Here is a 14,757-nt window from a genome sequence, read left to right as displayed (position 1 = left end):
GACCAGCCCGATCCCCTAGCCCTGGTGGCGGGCACCGTTGCGTTCCTGCCACCACTACGGCGCATCGACGAAGTCGTTACCCCACTCGACCGGAGCGGTCACAGCCTTCGCGGCCGAGCACGCCGTTCACTCGTCGCTGAAGAGTGAACGATGGATCTCGGCGGATGTTTGCGTGGGTGAATCGTCGGTGCGCGGCGCGTCGGTGACGGGCTCGTGGGTCCTGTGGGTCAGTGTTCGCTGCGCAGAGAAGAGCGGGAGTTCGGTTTTGTCATGATCGATGGTCATTCTGTTCCTTGATTCAGGTGTATGTGGGCGCGGCCGGTTGGGGTGATGGCGACCGGGTAGATCATTGTCGATATGTGGCGAGGTCCGCATGATGTCGTAGGCGGCTCTTTCGGCTCGCCATCAGGCGTGGTGTCAGCATCGAATCCGAGACGGCGCGCCCGCCCCGGGAGATGGTCGCGCGGTGCGGATCTGCGCGGCGCCTCGGCGTGCCTGTAGCCATTGGCATCCATGGACGCTCCTTGCATCGGCCGCGAACCGGCCGGCATTCTTTCGAATCGGGATGGCCTGAGCCGACTCGCTCGACGCGGCAACCATTCCGGTGTACCAAGCCTATACCCCGATACCATCCGACCGCTGAACAGTGAACGATCTCACTGCGCGGCAGACGCGAACAAGCGACCTGTGCTGAGGCGGCGCCACCCCCCACCTCGCGACTCGAGGTCCACCCCCGGGCACCCATCGCAAGCGATACTGGAATGCCCGACCCTTCGAGGAGACGTGAACATGAGCCTGTACGCAGTTGTGGACCCCGCCACCGGAAAAACGGTGCGCGAATATCCGACCGCGACCGACGAGCAGATGCAGGCGGCGTTGTCCGCGGCGGAGAAGGCGCACCGTGAGTGGTCGCGCGGCTCGACGGTGGTTGAGCGCGCCGGACTGCTCAGCAAGGTCGCCGAGTTACACACCGAACGCCGCGACGAGCTGGCCAAGATCATCCAGCGGGAGATGGGCAAGCCGCTGGACCAGTCGTTGGGGGAAGTCGACTTCAGCGCCGCGATCTACCAGTACTACGCCGACAACGCCGAGAAGTTCCTGGCCGACGAGCCGATCGACCTGGTCGAGGGTGCGGGTACCGCGTTGATTCGCCGCAACTCGATCGGTGTGCTGATCGGTATCATGCCGTGGAACTACCCCTACTACCAGGTCGCCCGGTTCGCGGGTCCGAATCTGGCACTGGGCAACACTATCGTGCTCAAACACGCACCGCAGTGTCCGGAATCGGCGGCGGCACTTCACCAGATCTTCACCGACGCCGGATATCCGGAGGGCGCCTACGTCAACGTCTACGCCACCAACGAGCAGATCGCCGACGCGATCGCCGACCCGCGGGTCCAGGGCGTGTCATTGACCGGGTCCGAGCGTGCGGGCGCAGCGGTCGCCGAGATCGCCGGCCGCAACCTCAAGAAGGTGGTACTGGAACTCGGCGGTTCCGATCCGTTCATCGTGCTCAGTTCCGATGACCTCGACGCCACCGTAAAAGCGGCAGTAGAAGGTCGTTTCGAGAACACCGGGCAGGCGTGCAACGCCGCGAAGCGATTCATCATCGCCGAGGACCTCTACGACGACTTCGTCGGCAGATTCACCGCGGAGGTGCTCGCCACCGCAGACGAACTCGCGCCGCTGTCGTCGGTCGCCGCCGCCGACCGACTGTCCGAGCAGGTGCAGCAGGCGATCGCCGAGGGCGCCACGCTGGTGTCGGAGGGCGAACGGAAGGGCGCCTTCTTCCCACCGGCCGTGCTGACGAATGTGTCACGGGATTCACGCACCTACCGGGAGGAACTGTTCGGGCCGGTAGCGACTGTCTACAAGGTGCGTTCCGAGGACGAGGCCGTCGAGCTGGCGAACGACACCCCGTTCGGTCTCGGCTCGTATGTCTTCACCACCGACCCTGATCAGGCCTACCGCGTCGCCGACTCACTGGAGGCCGGCATGGTGTTCGTCAATGCCGTTGGCGCCGAGGGAGTTGAGCTGCCGTTCGGCGGCGTGAAGCGCTCCGGTTTCGGTCGTGAACTCGGCAAATACGGAATCGACGAATTCGTGAACAAGAAACTCATCCGCGTCAGCTGAACCATCGACTCCGGAATTCAGCGCCCTCGGCGTGCAGTTCGATATCGGGGCCTTGACCGGATGCCCATCCGGCGACAGAAGCGGGGACCGCATCCATCGGATGCGGTCCCCACGTAGCACTGGTCAGACAGAGCGCACGTTCGTGGCCTGCGGGCCCTTCTGCCCCTGGCCGACCTCGAACTCCACGCGCTGGTTCTCATCGAGCGACTTGAAACCGCTGCCCGAGATTTCCGAGTAATGCACGAAAACGTCCGGAGTTCCGTCGTCGGGTGCGATGAAACCGAAGCCCTTCTCACCGTTGAACCACTTCACAATGCCCTGTGCCATGCCGATACTCCCTCGATCTCGATCCGGACCCTCACATCGAGGTTCCGATCTCGATGACTTGATCCTGCCATCTCGATGTCGACACGAAGACCGCGCACCGGATTTGCATGCATCGGCGATGACTTTGTGGTGGCGTACCGATGGCGCCGTTGTCCCGTCAGCTCAAACTTTTGCGTCCCACGCGATGGAAGACGCGGCTGAGTTGGCGGTAGGGGTCTCGTCGGCTGGCCTCGAGTTCGACTGCTGCCGCCGCCTCCACCTGCTGTGAATCGCTCGGGTCCAACCCCGCTCCACTGAAATCGAGCCAGTCGACGAACATCCACACCCCGTACCATCGCACTGGCTCCACGCCGCGGCTCTGCACGACTTCGCTGAGTTCCTCCACCGTATGGGCACGAGTCGGCACTCCCAGCACCCCGATCTCGCCCCTCGCGTCAAACGATGCCAGAGCGTCGTCCCACCGTTGTTCCAAGGCCGGTCGCACTGCCATCGCATTGGCGTTGCCCGTCATGATCGAGACGACGCCACCCGCGGCAGCGCACCTGCACAGCTGGTCGACCAACGGCTCCGGATGCTCCAGGTACCCGAGCACGCCATGACACAACACGGCGGCAAAGCGTTGACCATTCACCGCCTCATCGGCGTTCTCGCCGTCGGCCTCCACGAGCGTCACCCGTCGCTGGACCTCTCCAGGCAGCCGCTGGAGCCGCTGTCGAGCCTTGTCCAGCATCGCCGACGACGGGTCGAGCAACGTCACGTCGTAACCGGCTTGGGCCAGCGGGAACGATTGATGGCCCGCGCCTCCGCCGACATCGAGCACAGGGGCTGGAGGGGCCGGCAAATGCTCCAGCAGCTGCTGGTGCAGCACATAGGTTCGCACGCGCCCCTTCACCGAGGCATACGCCTCGTCGGCAAACTGGTCGGCCAAACCGGCCCAGGTGTCATCGTCGCCCACCACCCCAAGATAGTGCCGCGAAGTCCTCGACGATCGGCAGGACGTCAGCGGGGAGTCTTTCCAGAGAATCTGCACGATCCGAACGATTCCCTTTCCGTCTCCGTTCGGTGACAGTGTTCACATCGATCCGACCACGCGTGTCGCCGCGCCGTCGCCCCGGTACCGAGCCGACACCGAAACATCCGTCGGTCACCGACTTACTCATTCGAGTCCGTCACCGATGCACAAAACGCAGTGAGCGGCGGGCTTCTTTACAACTCGGTGGACCGTGGCGATTCCCCGGTCGGACAGCCTGGCCAGATACACCACCGACCCCCGCAACAACCGGGCTGATCGTGTATTCACCCCTGGCGCAGGGTCTGCTGACGGACAAGTACCTGGAGTCGATTCCCGAGCGCGCACGAGCACAGCACAGCACGTTCCTGACGGCTGATGTGATCGACGAAACGTACCCGGCAGCGCACCGCCGAGCTCAACAATAGTGCCGAGGCCCGTGGCCAGTCACTTGCACAGCTCGCGTTGCAGTGGGTACTGCGGCGGCAGGAGGTCACCTCGGCGCTGATCGGAGCCAGTTCGACCGAGCAGCTCGACCACGATATCGCGGCCCTGAACTTCCCGCCGCTCACCGACGAAGAACTCGCCCTCATCGAGGAACACGGCGTGCACGGAACCGGACTCAGGCTCTGACCGACGTGAAGATTCCGGTGTGCTTCGTCCGCCGGGGATTAGTTGTGTGACAGAGCCACCAGCCGATGACAACCAGTCACCCGCTCGCGCCGACAGCGCGGGCGGGTGACTGTCACCGTTTGCGCAAACCTGTTGAGGGAAGCGCAAGTAGCGCTCCCCGGCTCATTCGCGCAGTAACGGCAGCAGCTGGTTGCCCTGACGCTCGATCTCCGGCACATACGGGGTGTCGGAGAGCACGAAGTGGGTGATGCCGAGGTCCTGGTACTTGCAGCGACTTCGCGACGTCCTCCGGGGAGCCGACGAGCCAGGTGGTGCCCGCGCCGCCGCCACCGACCTTCCCGGGTGCGGTGTACAGGTTGTCGTCGAGCACGTCGCCGCGGGTCGCCAGGTCGAGGAGTCGCTGCTGTCCCACGGCGGTCTGGCGATGCGGATTCTGTGGAGGCGCACGCTGATTCTTCGCCATCTCCGCTACTTTCGCCTCTGCCTCGGCCCAGGCCTGCTCGGTCGTGTCCCGGACGAAGGTGGTGATCCGCAGGCCGAACTCGAGCGGCGCATGCGCTCGGCCGAGTTCCTCGCTCAATGACCGCAACCGTTCGATCCGCTCCTGCACCCCCGCGAGCGGCTCACCCCAGAAGAGCTGAACGTCGGCCTCGGTCGCCGCAACACGCTCGGCGGCCTCGGACGCTCCACCGAAGTAGAGTTTCGGGTGGGTCCGATCTCCCCGTGGTGAGATCCGGGGCAGCACTGTGGAATCGGTGACCTGGAAGTGCTCACCCCGGTAGGTGACGTTCTCCTCCGTCCACAGCTTGCGGACGAGCTGGAGGAACTCCTTGGTGCGGGCGTAACGGTGGGCCTGGTCGCTCTCGTGTTCGCCGTAAGCTCCGAGGTTGCCTTTCCCGGACACGATGTTGATCCGGACCCGGCCTCCGCCGTCGCTACTCTCGACCATCTGACCGGCGTCGTTTTGTCGGGTACCACGACTACGGAACGGTATCCCCGAGCGGCGGCGACCAACGTCAACCCGACTCCGGTGTTGCCCGATGTGCCTTCCACGACGGTGCCTCCGGGCAGGAGCTCCCCGGATTCCTCGGCCGCGTGGATCATGGCCAGGGCGGTGCGATCCTTCACACTTCCGCCGGGGTTGAGGAACTCGAGCTTGGCATACACCGTCGCGGAGATACTTCCGGTTACCCGGTTCAACCGGACGAGGGGTGTGTTGCCGATGGCGTCGGCGATCGAGTCGTAGACTCCGAGGCTCGCAGCGTCGACTGTGGGGGGATCGAAGATGGTCATGCGTCTGCCTTTCGAGGCCGCCCGGGTGTCGCCCGGTCAGCATCACAAGAGCAGTCGTCGAACAACAGGATTCGCGTCACGCCGATCAGATCTTCAGTGGCTCACCACGAACGGCGCAGCGCGTTCACCCCGAAATCCTGGAGATCCGAATTGTTCTCGTGTGTTGCCGAATGCGCTGTAATTCGGGGCGACCGAGAGCGAAGGGGGTAGTCGAAAGATGTCGACACCGGTTATGACACTGCATCCTCACGACACCGAGTTGTGGCAGTGGCGATTGGCTGCGCGTTGCCATGAAGCGGACGCGGAGATCTTCTTCCCGGCGGACGCCGAACGAAGAAACGCCCGCTCCGAGCGCGAAGATCTCGCCAAGGAGTTCTGCCGCGGCTGCCCGGAGATCGAGGAATGCCTCGAGTATGCCCTCAACACCGGCCAACAGCACGGCGTCTGGGGTGCGACGACACCGGGCGAACGGCTCGCACGACTGGGCCGGTGAGCGAACGCCCGCGCCGGGCATTCTCACGCGAGCGGCTCGGCTCGACCGTCCTGCCGGATCCGTCAGCCGGGTTATATTCGCGGCGAGTAGATTTCGTGGTCCTGATCGGGTAGCCAGGTGCGTTCGAATCTCGCAGTCGTAGGAGAGGCCGCGGTTGCCCGCGTGCTACGCGGGGCGCCTCAGGTCGTCTCGGTCTCGGCGGCCAGGGGTCGGAGAGCTTCAACCCGGGTACCCACGACGTGTCGGCGGGCCAGTCCTTCTGCTCCGTCGGCGTCGCGAGCTCGGAGCGCCTGGTACAGCTGCTCGTGCTCGACATGGCCGCCGACGGCGGCTTGGTCGACGTGATCGGAGGGATCGACCCGGCCGGATTCGACCACACCCCCGGTGGAACAGGAGGAGGCCCCGCCGACTCGACACGGTCTTCGGGATCGCCGAAAGACACGGATTGCCGATCGACATCCACGACACCGGCGAGACGGGTACCGCGACTCTCACCGACATCGCCGAGCGAACCAGAGCCGCCTGGCTTACACGGCCGGGTCACGGCCAGCCACGCCTTCGCCGTAGCTGAGTTGTCCTGCCAAGCCGTGGATTCGGCAGCGGACCTGCTGGCGGAGGCGGACATCGCACTGACGACGGCCGCGCTGTCGGCAACAACGGTCTTGCCCTTCCGGCGCCTGGCGCAGCGAGGTGTCCGGGTCGGGCTCGGGTCGGATGGCGTTCGCAACAACTGGAGCCCATTCGGTAACGCGGACATGCTCCACCGCGCATGGCTGCTCGGCTGGGCACTCGACGCAAGCCTCGACGAGGATCTCGAGCCGTGTTTCGAGCTCGCCGCCGACGGCGGTGCTGCCGTCATGGGGCTACCGCGAGTCGACCTGCAACCGGGTTCACCCGCCGACTTCATGTTGCGGGACGGAGAATGCGTGCCGGCAGATCGTCGTCGACATCCCCCGTCGGGACACGGTGGTGCGGGCCGGACGGGTCGTCGCCCGCGACGGCCGGCTCCTCTGAGTCGTCCACGAGGATTGGTGTCGGTCAGGACCGCAGGGGCGCTTGCAGCAGGGTCCGGTCGTCGCCCGGGGCGCTCACCCCGAGCATCGTCGCATCCGACATCGGCAGCCCCACGGCCAACTGCATCGACATCGTCTTGTCGCCACCGGCGATGAAACTGCCGGCATTCATGCGACTTCCGTCGGAGCGTTGGAGCCAGACGTTGTAGGTGCGGCCCTGCGGGAGTCCGGCGACGTCCAGGCTGATTCCGGTTCCCCACGCCCGGTTCTCCACCCGCGCGGAGGCGTCCACACCTGCGGCGAGCACCGTGAACGCCACCGGCTGCCCGGGCGGGGCAGTCGAGGTGCCCCCGCGCAGGAAGAACCCGCCGGTCACCAGGCCGACGGCGATCACGACGGCCGCGGCGGCGACTACGATCCGGTGGTACCGCTTCCGTCCGCGTTCGCGGTCTACGGCCCCGAAGATCGCGTCGGGCAGCGTCGACGACGGCCGGGGCGCAGGTTCGGTGAGCCGGTCCGGGTCCGCCGCAGACAGGGCGGCCGCGACCGGCGTCAGCAGACGCAACTCGGTGCGGCAGTCCGGGCAGCCGTCGAGGTGGGCGCGAAGGGTGATCGTCTCGCGGTCGTCGAGGCGACCGAGCGCGTACATCCCCAACATGGTGCGCATCTGCTGGCAGCGGTCAGTGGTCACCATGCCACCCCATTTCTTCGAGTACGAGCCGGAGAGCTTTCAGCGCGTAGTACACACGACTGCGGACGGTGCCCACGGGAATGCCGAGCTGTGCGGCCACCTCGGCGGCGGGCCGGTCACGCAGGTGAATCTCGACCAGGACGCAGCGGTGCTGATCGGACAGCCGCCGCAGCGCCTCCTCCATCTCGAGCCCCACCAGCAGTTGTTCGAGGGGACGCTCGGGTGCGGGCAGCTCGGGTGGTGCAGCGTCGGCCAGCTCGGGTCGGGCGGCACGAGCCCGGATCGCGTCGATCACCACGTTGCGGCAGATCGCATACAGCCAGGTCCGGAGCGTAGCGCGTCGCGGGTCGAACCGGTCCGCGCGCCGCCACGCCCGAAGAAACGTCTCCTGTACCGCCTCCTCCGCGCGACCCCGGTCTCCGAGGGAGCGGTAGGCGAGGGCGAACAGTTCCCTCCCGTGTTCGTCGTAGGCGGCCCGCAACACCGTTTCGTCATCCAAACCACCCTCGGACTGGTCCCCGCGTGTGCGCACGATACGAAGCCGCACCACTCACCTCCCGAAACACCGGATACGGCGTCGGCTCACCCGACACCCACCGAGGAGTACGGGCGCGGGCGGCGCGGCGTTCATCTCGAATCCTGCCACTCCGGTGCGCGGAGGCGGCTCCGGCAGGTGAACGCGGATCGCCGACCATCCGTATTCCCCAGCGCCGAACGATCCGGCACACGGGAACGAACGAATGGAGACCTCCGAAGATGCTGAAGAAATCGATCCTTGCGGCGGCCGGCGCCGGCACCGCGATCGCGCTGATGTCGGCGTGCGGCACCGCCACTGACGACGCCCAGACTCAGCCGTCGGCGACCCCGGCTGCCGCCGGGCAGGTGGAGCTCGGCACCCGGGACACCGCCGTCGGCACGGTGCTCACCGACGGAGACGGTTTGGCGCTCTACCGATTCGATGAGGACACCCCCGGCTCCATCCGGTGCACCGGCCCCTGCGCCGAGATCTGGCCGCCCTCGCTCGGAGCACCCCGGCCCGACGCCACCCTCGCCGCCCGCACGGGTGCCACGACGCGGCCGGACGGAACCGTCCAAATCACCTACGACGGCCACCCGCTCTACCGGTTCGCGAAAGACACCGCCCCCGGGCAGACGCGCGGCGACGGCATCAAGGGAACCTGGCACGTGGTGACGGTCGACTCCGCCCATGGATGACGCCACCGCACCCCCAGTTGGGGCGCCACGCCCGGCGGTCAGTCGGCGCAGTGCGCTGCTCGGTCTGGCCGCGGTCGGCGCGATCGCGGCAGTGGACGTCGGCGGGTTCGTCTGTGCGGCGGGGACTCTGGACACCGACGCTTTGACCCCGGCACGGCTGACCGACCGGTTCGAGGAGGTCGCCGGGCACCACGACGGGTTCCGGCGCAATCACGCCAAAGGAGTCGGCGCGACTGGATATTTCACCGCCACCGGCGCCGGGTCCGCGGTCTCCACGGCCAGCGTTTTCCGGGTCGGCCGGATCCCGGTGACCGGCCGGTTCTCACTCTCGGGCGGGAATCCGTCCACTCCGGACGCCGACGCCACGGTCCGCGGGCTGGGGTTGGCGTTCGACCTCCCCGATGGCGAGCAGTGGCGCACCGCGATGGTCAACACCCCCGTGTTCCCCGACCGGACACCAGACGGCTTCTACGAGCGGTTGCTCGCATCGAAAACGGACCCGGCCACCGGCAAGCCCGATCCGGATCGCATGGCGGCGTTTCTCTCCCGCCATCCCGAGACCGCGGCGGCGATGAACCTCATCCGACAGCATCCACCGACCTCCGGGTTCGACGACAGCACCTTCTATGGTCTCAACGCCTTCCATTGCACCAACGACACCGGGGTCACGGTTCCGGTGCGATGGACACTGGTCCCTGAGCAACCGGCCCGCTCCCCCGGCCTGCCGCCGCTGCCGGGGCGCGATTACCTCTTCGACACACTCACCGCGGCAGTCTCGCGTGGGCCGTTGCGGTGGCGGATGTTGCTCACGATCGGTCAACCCGGCGATCGGACCGACGACGCCACCCGGCCGTGGCCGCCGACCCGGCAGGTCCTCGACGTCGGCACCGTGACCATCGACGCGGTCCAGACAGAAGCGCCGCACACCGCGCGGGACCTCAACTTCGACCCGCTCATCCTCCCAACGGGCATTGCGCCCTCGGACGATCTCCTGCTCAGCGCCCGGTCCGCGGTCTACACCGAATCGTTCACCCGCCGGTCCGGGGAGCCCACAACACCGGCCCTCGTCGATGTGGATGGGGTGCGCGATGACCGCTGACCCGACCGACCGCCCGCTCCGGTTCGCGCCGACCGTCCGGTTGCTGCATTGGGCGATGGCGGTCATGGTGATCGCACAACTGCTCGTCGGCGCCGTCATGGTGACGACCCTCGACCACTACCATCTGCTGCGCTCGGTGCACGTCCCGTTGGGCGCCGCGATCCTCGCCCTGGTGATCGTCCGAATCGGCAATCGGCTGGTGTGCCGCACGCCCGCACCACCCGCCACCATGAGACCGGTCGAGCGTCGGGTCGCAACCGCGTCGGAGTACCTGCTCTATGCGCTGCTTGTGATCCAGCCACTCACCGGGTGGGCCATGCTCTCGGCGGGCGGCTACCCGATCATCCTCTACCAGCATCTGCACTTGCCCCCGCTGCTTGCACCCGATCCCAGCGTCTACGCGTTGTTGAGACAAGCTCACACCGCATTCGCCTACCTGCTGTTCTTCACCTTCACCGCACACATGTCCGCCGTCCTCTTTCATGTGCTGGTCCTGAACGACAGGCTCCTCGACCGGATGGCACCGTGGCGCACTCGCCGAAATTCCTCGCCTACCGCGTCCCGACCGGCACCTGCGAGGATCGTCGATGATATTGCAGCAGAGCAGGATCCAGAATAGCAATGCCCGCAGCATCGAGGCCGAGACCGGCGTGCGACTCGTGCCGGCAGAGCAATGAAGCACCAGTTTGGCAAGTCGATGAGCGGGGAACATGCCCCAGACAGGGGTTCGGCCGGGAATGCTCTCACATTCTCGGCCGGATCTCTGCTTCTCGAGTGTTTCACCGTTGCCGATTACTCTCTCGATCCGCAACTACCAATGTACGCGCGGATGGCGGTCCACCGCAATGCCTCGCCTCTGCGGTTCATCGCTGCGAGCTGGGCAGTGGGCTACTTGACCGCCGTCAGGTACGTCGATCGCTTCGAGAGATCGACAAGTTCTTCGGGGAGGTCCCGAACCGGCCGTCCGTAGGCAGCCGCCAGCTCGAGCGAATTGGACCGCCGCACCGACCAGCCGTGCCCGGTCAACCACTGCACCGGATCGGCCCGCTCGTCACCGTAGAACAGCTCGGAGATGTCGATGTCGCCGAACGGATTATTGGCGAAATACTTCGCTCTGATGGCATCGAAGCGTTGCAGGTCGGTTCCCGCCGCGAAGTTGTCCACGGCAAGGTGGCTGCCGGGGCTGGACAGTTGGTCGATCCGCTCGAACAGCGCGTCGTGCGCCGCCCCCGGGAGGTACGCCAGCAGTCCCTCCACCGACCAGGCGGTCGGCTTACCAGGGTCGAAGCCTGCAGCGTGGAGCGCGGCAGGCCAGTCGTCTCGCAGATCGACGGCCACCGGGCGACGATCTGCCTTCGCTCTGGCCCCGTGGTCGGCGAGGACCTCCTCTTTGAATTCCAGCACCTGCGGTTGGTCGACCTCGAAGACCGTCGTGCCGGTCGGCCAGTCCAAGCGATACGCCCGTGCGTCCAACCCGGCCGCGAGGATCACCGCCTGCGACACGCCCGCGCTCGTAGCGGTCGAGAAGAACTCGTCGAAGAATTTGGTCCGACTACCCATGAAACCCGAGACCGGCATGTCCCCGAGGGACGACGGGTCGGCCAACAGCCCGGTGAAATGCGGTTCACCCGCCGCTTCGACGAACCACCGCGCGAAGTCGTCCTGGATCAACGCGTCGGGGCGAACTGTCTCCAACGCCCGGAAGGTCGCCACTCCCAACGCGGTCAGGCCCACGCTACTGACGATGTCCCAACTGTCTCCATCAGTTCGCATCGCTGAAGCACCCTCCCGAACTCGTCGCAGAACCGGAGCCGACGATCGAGCCGGGCAGAGCGGCGACGAGGCCAGAGCAGTTCGGCGAGGCCTCACCGAAATCCGGGCCCAGCGTGATCGACCGAACCCGCGCAATTCTACGCTCGGGGCCATCGGAATCAGCCGGAGCCGATTCGCCGACCAGCACCCGCTTTGTCCCATCCTCGGACAAGACCGACGCGACCAGGCCGAGTGGCACAGGACCGAACATGTGGTGTACAACATAGTCGGCCACGATGTGAACCAGATCACAACCGTGACCGTGAGGCACACATATCGGTAACCGACGAAAGCAGGACACATGGCGACAACCTCGATTGCCCCGACGACTCCCACCGGACGGCAGACGCCCCGGCACAGCGGCACGATGAGCACCGCGGAGATCAAGTCGAGGATCGAGGCCATGTTCGCCGACGACCGCAGGCCCACCCGCCCCGCGGTCACGAACTGACGAAATCGCCCCGACGAGGGAATCGGATGGAACACCGCGTGACGTGTCCGTCCGCTCCCCCGCCGCGCGTCGCACTCGAAACCGTTGCAGCACAAGCAGAGACGCCCCGCATCTCGGGATGACAACCGGCAGGTTACGGATAAACGATGTCCAACAGTGCGCCGACAGTCTCGCGGATCAATTGAACCGCTCGATCGAAATCGACGACTGTGGTCTCGAGCCGCTCACGTTGACCGAGCAGCATGGTGATCTCGACGAGCTGCGACGATCCGGAATGCAATCCGGCTGCTGCAGAGGTCCGGACCCGGCGCCTTATGAAGCCCAGTCCGCAGGACAGGGGAAGAAACGAGAGTTTTCGAGCACTTCGGCATCGATCTCATCGAATCCATCAGGTAAGTTCACACGCCCGAGGCGCATTCGCCAGGACCTGGACGAGACTCTGTCCCCCGGCCAGGACCTTGCCGTCGCCGCCCGCGGACTCCAGAGTCTTGACGGCCTCGGCGATGCTGGAGGGACGGCTGTAGGAATGGTGCAGCCTTCATGGGTGCATCCTCACTTTCCCACGAATTTCGGCACACGGTTCTCGGCTCGGGCGAGCTGCCTCTCAGCGAAGTCCGGCCTGGTCCAGCACTGATCGAACTCGGCATCGAGCCGGTCGTCCCAGCTGTCGGGTTCGGTCAGCGCCTGCACCGCACGCTTGGAATACATCAGCGAGTGCGGTGCAAAGGAGGCGATCTCCGCCCCATCACCGCGGCACAGAACGCCCCCTGGCGGGCCCGATTCCGGTGCCCGGCCGGCTGCCCGGCACCGGCATCCCGACCCGACCCGACGAGACCGCGGCTCACACACCCGCACCGGTGTGCTCTGGAGCAGTCCGGTCACCGGCCGGACTCACCCCGCTGCTGCGCCGATCGCGGTCGCCGGAGGCGTGCGGATGGCGCACTTATCGGTCTGCGGCGACCATGTGCAGTCGTTTCGGCGCGCTGAGCGGACTAACCCGGATGGCCCGACGATCCGGTGACGGGAACGTCGGTGCGGGCAGCCCGGATCCGCATCCGGCCGGAGTGCCGGGAGGTCGGCATGACCCCCGGCAGCAGGAACCCCCACATCTCGTCCACCCGCTGCTCGAGATCCACGCGATGGGTCAGGACCTGAGACACGGTCTGGACCCCGGTGAACGCGCCGATGACGAACCGCGCGAACGTCGGCGGGTCGATAGTGTCGACAAGATCGCCCTCGGCGACCGCACGCGCCGCCAACGCTTGACAGGCGGCGATCCAATCCAAGTACGGGCCCGCGGGGCCACGATCGTCGGCACTGAGCTCGAGAGTGATGCGGATCCCGGCCCGCACGATCGGATCCTGCACGATCTGCCGGGCCATCTCATGACAGAGCATCACGATCTGCTCGATCGCCGACGCCTCCTGCGCGGCGATGGCCTGCACCGCGGAGATCGAGATCCGGTGCTGCTCGGCGATGATGTGCCGGGCCAAATCCTCCTTGGACCGGAAATGAAAATACAACGCCCCCTTCGTCATGCCCGCCGCCTCCAGGATCTCGACGAGACTGGCGCCCTCGAACCCGGACTTGTCGAACATTTCCGCTGCCCCGCGGACGATCTGCGCCCGGGTCACCGCCGCCCGTTGCTGTTGCACCATCTACCGCACCTTCCATGCCTTCGCGCTGCAGCACGGTGACTTTCGATCGCACCGGCGCAGCCTGCGCGAAGCTACCACCGGGCACCGGTGCGCCTCACCGGGAAAGCCCGCGTCCACCTGCACAGCCGCCGATACCCGCTCACACGAAAAACAGACCACCGTGCCGCTTCTTCGGTGGGCTCCCCCCGGTCAGCTCCAGCGCCGTGGCGGCTCGGGTGTGTCGCTATCGGCGGTCACGGTACTGCTCGGCGATCTCGTCGGCGTCCCGTGCCAGCCAGGTCAGCTCCCCCACCGATCCATCCCCGAGCAAGAGCAGATCCGCCCATCGGCACTGCGGCCCGCGGACGCACACCGACGCCAACCCGGAATCCGACAACGTCTGCCACAGCTGCTCACCCACCAGCGACCCCATGCCCCCCCAATTCGACCGCAACACATCGCACTGACCCGAGGAACAGACCGGCCAGTCCGACCTCGAACACCCGCACCCACCACCGGGCGCTGTGCACCACACGCCGCCGATCTCTCTGCGCCCGGGCGGGTGGAGTTCGGGAGGATCGGTACCAGGCGAGTCGATCGGTCCGCCGCCGAATCGGCTCTGCCAGAACCAACGCCCGCACTCGAATGCGCGATATTTAGCGCCCCTGGAACGGGAATGCCACCGGGGGCTACCGGGTTCGTTCTGGTCAGGGTGCCCCGGTCGAGGGGACGCTATCGAGACGCGCCTTCGATGCTCGTCCGGCGGTGAACTCCCTCGCTAAGAGAGAAGGACAACTTCGGCCTGATCCTCTGATCCCCAACGCCCACAGCCGATCGTGTCTCGTCCTCGTGACGCACCGTGGTCCGGGTATCTCCGCGTCGGCGCTAGGCTGTCCGAGGGCTCTCATCGTCGGGCTTGCCCGGGATCAGGACTGTGAATGGGCAGGGACG

Annotated in this window: 15 protein-coding genes and 6 pseudogenes; 8 read left to right on the top strand and 13 right to left on the bottom strand. The window is 66.3% G+C overall.

The genetic code is table 11. The features are described 5' to 3' along the window. Positions 1 to 126: 126 nt before the first annotated feature. Complete coding sequence (locus HGB39_RS24590; protein ID WP_005575327.1) at positions 127 to 285, bottom strand: hypothetical protein; 159 nt, start codon at positions 283 to 285, stop codon at positions 127 to 129. Positions 286 to 789: 504 nt separating this feature from the next. On the opposite strand from HGB39_RS24590, the gene HGB39_RS24585 reads away from it, so the two are divergent. After that, positions 790 to 2,133 (top strand): NAD-dependent succinate-semialdehyde dehydrogenase, encoded by a 1,344-nt coding sequence (locus HGB39_RS24585; RefSeq protein WP_005575329.1) that lies wholly within the window; start codon positions 790 to 792, stop codon positions 2,131 to 2,133. Positions 2,134 to 2,256: 123 nt separating this feature from the next. Here HGB39_RS24585 and HGB39_RS24580 read toward each other — a convergent pair whose 3' ends face one another. Beyond that, complete coding sequence (locus HGB39_RS24580) at positions 2,257 to 2,460, bottom strand: cold-shock protein (RefSeq protein WP_005242781.1); 204 nt, start codon at positions 2,458 to 2,460, stop codon at positions 2,257 to 2,259. Between the two features lie 532 nt (positions 2,461 to 2,992). Next, a pseudogene (locus HGB39_RS40270) lies at positions 2,993 to 3,280 on the bottom strand (class I SAM-dependent methyltransferase); the annotation flags it as partial. Between the two features lie 461 nt (positions 3,281 to 3,741). Between HGB39_RS40270 and HGB39_RS24570 the strand changes: the two are divergent. Next, positions 3,742 to 4,102, top strand: a pseudogene (locus tag HGB39_RS24570) (aldo/keto reductase); the annotation flags it as partial. Between the two features lie 162 nt (positions 4,103 to 4,264). Here HGB39_RS24570 and HGB39_RS24565 read toward each other — a convergent pair. Next, positions 4,265 to 5,030 (bottom strand): annotated as a pseudogene (locus tag HGB39_RS24565) (LLM class flavin-dependent oxidoreductase); the annotation flags it as partial. Positions 5,031 to 5,059: 29 nt separating this feature from the next. Further along, positions 5,060 to 5,395, bottom strand: a pseudogene (locus tag HGB39_RS24560) (pyridoxal-phosphate dependent enzyme); the annotation flags it as partial. 232 nt (positions 5,396 to 5,627) lie between these two features. Between HGB39_RS24560 and HGB39_RS24555 the strand changes: the two are divergent. After that, on the top strand, positions 5,628 to 5,888 hold the full coding sequence (locus HGB39_RS24555) for a WhiB family transcriptional regulator (RefSeq protein WP_005575341.1): 261 nt from the start codon (positions 5,628 to 5,630) through the stop codon (positions 5,886 to 5,888). 179 nt (positions 5,889 to 6,067) lie between these two features. Here the strand turns inward: HGB39_RS24555 and HGB39_RS39945 are convergent, their stop codons facing one another. Continuing rightward, positions 6,068 to 6,265, bottom strand: a complete 198-nt coding sequence (locus HGB39_RS39945) for an FCD domain-containing protein (protein WP_005575342.1) — start codon at positions 6,263 to 6,265, stop codon at positions 6,068 to 6,070. On the opposite strand from HGB39_RS39945, the pseudogene HGB39_RS24545 reads away from it, so the two are divergent. Next, positions 6,203 to 6,751, top strand: a pseudogene (locus HGB39_RS24545) (amidohydrolase family protein); the annotation flags it as partial. The gene HGB39_RS39945 and the pseudogene HGB39_RS24545 overlap by 63 nt on opposite strands. A 175-nt stretch (positions 6,752 to 6,926) precedes the next feature. Here HGB39_RS24545 and HGB39_RS24540 read toward each other — a convergent pair. Both HGB39_RS24540 and HGB39_RS24535 read right to left on the bottom strand, forming a co-directional pair. Continuing rightward, the gene (locus tag HGB39_RS24540) at positions 6,927 to 7,595 is read right to left on the bottom strand and encodes a zf-HC2 domain-containing protein (RefSeq protein WP_005575345.1); all 669 of its coding nucleotides are present in this window, start codon (positions 7,593 to 7,595) and stop codon (positions 6,927 to 6,929) included. Next, entirely contained in the window at positions 7,582 to 8,139 is a 558-nt protein-coding gene (locus tag HGB39_RS24535) for a sigma-70 family RNA polymerase sigma factor (RefSeq protein ID WP_169695577.1), read from the bottom strand. The genes HGB39_RS24540 and HGB39_RS24535 overlap by 14 nt, the downstream gene beginning before the upstream one ends. A gap of 209 nt (positions 8,140 to 8,348) precedes the next feature. On the opposite strand from HGB39_RS24535, the gene HGB39_RS24530 reads away from it, so the two are divergent. Genes HGB39_RS24530 through HGB39_RS24520 form a run of 3 tightly spaced genes read left to right on the top strand, consistent with a single transcriptional unit; the run spans position 8,349 to position 10,525 of the window. After that, a complete protein-coding gene (locus tag HGB39_RS24530; RefSeq protein ID WP_064080247.1) occupies positions 8,349 to 8,807 on the top strand; it encodes a COG4315 family predicted lipoprotein in 459 nt (152 codons plus the stop codon). Next, positions 8,800 to 9,906, top strand: a complete 1,107-nt coding sequence (locus HGB39_RS24525; protein ID WP_005568829.1) for a catalase family peroxidase — start codon at positions 8,800 to 8,802, stop codon at positions 9,904 to 9,906. Before HGB39_RS24530 ends, HGB39_RS24525 begins: the two co-directional genes overlap by 8 nt. Next, positions 9,896 to 10,525 (top strand): cytochrome b, encoded by a 630-nt coding sequence (locus tag HGB39_RS24520; RefSeq protein ID WP_043790731.1) that lies wholly within the window; start codon positions 9,896 to 9,898, stop codon positions 10,523 to 10,525. Before HGB39_RS24525 ends, HGB39_RS24520 begins: the two co-directional genes overlap by 11 nt. Positions 10,526 to 10,794: 269 nt before the next feature. Here HGB39_RS24520 and HGB39_RS24515 read toward each other — a convergent pair whose 3' ends face one another. Beyond that, positions 10,795 to 11,679: a class I SAM-dependent methyltransferase gene (locus HGB39_RS24515; protein ID WP_043790726.1), complete on the bottom strand. Its 885-nt coding sequence runs from the start codon at positions 11,677 to 11,679 to the stop codon at positions 10,795 to 10,797. A gap of 340 nt (positions 11,680 to 12,019) precedes the next feature. Here HGB39_RS24515 and HGB39_RS24510 point away from each other — a divergent pair, with 340 nt between their 5' ends. Then, the gene (locus HGB39_RS24510) at positions 12,020 to 12,169 is read left to right on the top strand and encodes a hypothetical protein (RefSeq protein WP_164709532.1); all 150 of its coding nucleotides are present in this window, start codon (positions 12,020 to 12,022) and stop codon (positions 12,167 to 12,169) included. Positions 12,170 to 12,587: 418 nt separating this feature from the next. Here HGB39_RS24510 and HGB39_RS38970 read toward each other — a convergent pair. The 4 genes and pseudogenes from HGB39_RS38970 to HGB39_RS24495 all read right to left on the bottom strand — a co-directional run. After that, positions 12,588 to 12,711, bottom strand: a pseudogene (locus tag HGB39_RS38970) (FAD binding domain-containing protein); the annotation flags it as partial. 10 nt (positions 12,712 to 12,721) lie between these two features. Beyond that, positions 12,722 to 12,877 (bottom strand): Clp protease/crotonase-like domain-containing protein, encoded by a 156-nt coding sequence (locus HGB39_RS24505; RefSeq protein WP_005568823.1) that lies wholly within the window; start codon positions 12,875 to 12,877, stop codon positions 12,722 to 12,724. 284 nt (positions 12,878 to 13,161) lie between these two features. After that, complete coding sequence (locus HGB39_RS24500; RefSeq protein WP_005568822.1) at positions 13,162 to 13,827, bottom strand: ScbR family autoregulator-binding transcription factor; 666 nt, start codon at positions 13,825 to 13,827, stop codon at positions 13,162 to 13,164. 223 nt (positions 13,828 to 14,050) lie between these two features. Then, complete coding sequence (locus HGB39_RS24495) at positions 14,051 to 14,239, bottom strand: hypothetical protein (protein ID WP_005568821.1); 189 nt, start codon at positions 14,237 to 14,239, stop codon at positions 14,051 to 14,053. Positions 14,240 to 14,757 lie beyond the last annotated feature (518 nt).

The organism is Rhodococcus opacus (assembly GCF_012396235.1).
Taxonomy (GTDB): Bacteria; Actinomycetota; Actinomycetes; order Mycobacteriales; family Mycobacteriaceae; genus Rhodococcus_F; species Rhodococcus_F opacus.
The sequence above is the reverse complement of the archived record's forward strand: the minus strand, read 5'-3'. Positions and strand labels throughout refer to the sequence as shown.

Excerpts from the sequence above, each read along its gene's own strand:
- HGB39_RS24500 (WP_005568822.1), bottom strand. The coding sequence starts at position 13,827 with ATGGTGCAACAGCAACGGGCGGCGGTGACCCGGGCGCAGATCGTCCGC.
- HGB39_RS24540 (WP_005575345.1), bottom strand. The coding sequence starts at position 7,595 with ATGGTGACCACTGACCGCTGCCAGCAGATGCGCACCATGTTGGGGATG.
- HGB39_RS24530 (WP_064080247.1), top strand. The coding sequence starts at position 8,349 with ATGCTGAAGAAATCGATCCTTGCGGCGGCCGGCGCCGGCACCGCGATC.
- HGB39_RS24515 (WP_043790726.1), bottom strand. The coding sequence starts at position 11,679 with ATGCGAACTGATGGAGACAGTTGGGACATCGTCAGTAGCGTGGGCCTG.
- HGB39_RS24580 (WP_005242781.1), bottom strand. The coding sequence starts at position 2,460 with ATGGCACAGGGCATTGTGAAGTGGTTCAACGGTGAGAAGGGCTTCGGT.
- HGB39_RS24520 (WP_043790731.1), top strand. The coding sequence starts at position 9,896 with ATGACCGCTGACCCGACCGACCGCCCGCTCCGGTTCGCGCCGACCGTC.
- HGB39_RS24525 (WP_005568829.1), top strand. The coding sequence starts at position 8,800 with ATGGATGACGCCACCGCACCCCCAGTTGGGGCGCCACGCCCGGCGGTC.
- HGB39_RS24495 (WP_005568821.1), bottom strand. The coding sequence starts at position 14,239 with ATGGGGTCGCTGGTGGGTGAGCAGCTGTGGCAGACGTTGTCGGATTCC.
- HGB39_RS24555 (WP_005575341.1), top strand. The coding sequence starts at position 5,628 with ATGACACTGCATCCTCACGACACCGAGTTGTGGCAGTGGCGATTGGCT.
- HGB39_RS24505 (WP_005568823.1), bottom strand. The coding sequence starts at position 12,877 with ATGTATTCCAAGCGTGCGGTGCAGGCGCTGACCGAACCCGACAGCTGG.
- HGB39_RS24510 (WP_164709532.1), top strand. The coding sequence starts at position 12,020 with ATGGCGACAACCTCGATTGCCCCGACGACTCCCACCGGACGGCAGACG.
- HGB39_RS24585 (WP_005575329.1), top strand. The coding sequence starts at position 790 with ATGAGCCTGTACGCAGTTGTGGACCCCGCCACCGGAAAAACGGTGCGC.
- HGB39_RS24590 (WP_005575327.1), bottom strand. The coding sequence starts at position 285 with ATGACCATCGATCATGACAAAACCGAACTCCCGCTCTTCTCTGCGCAG.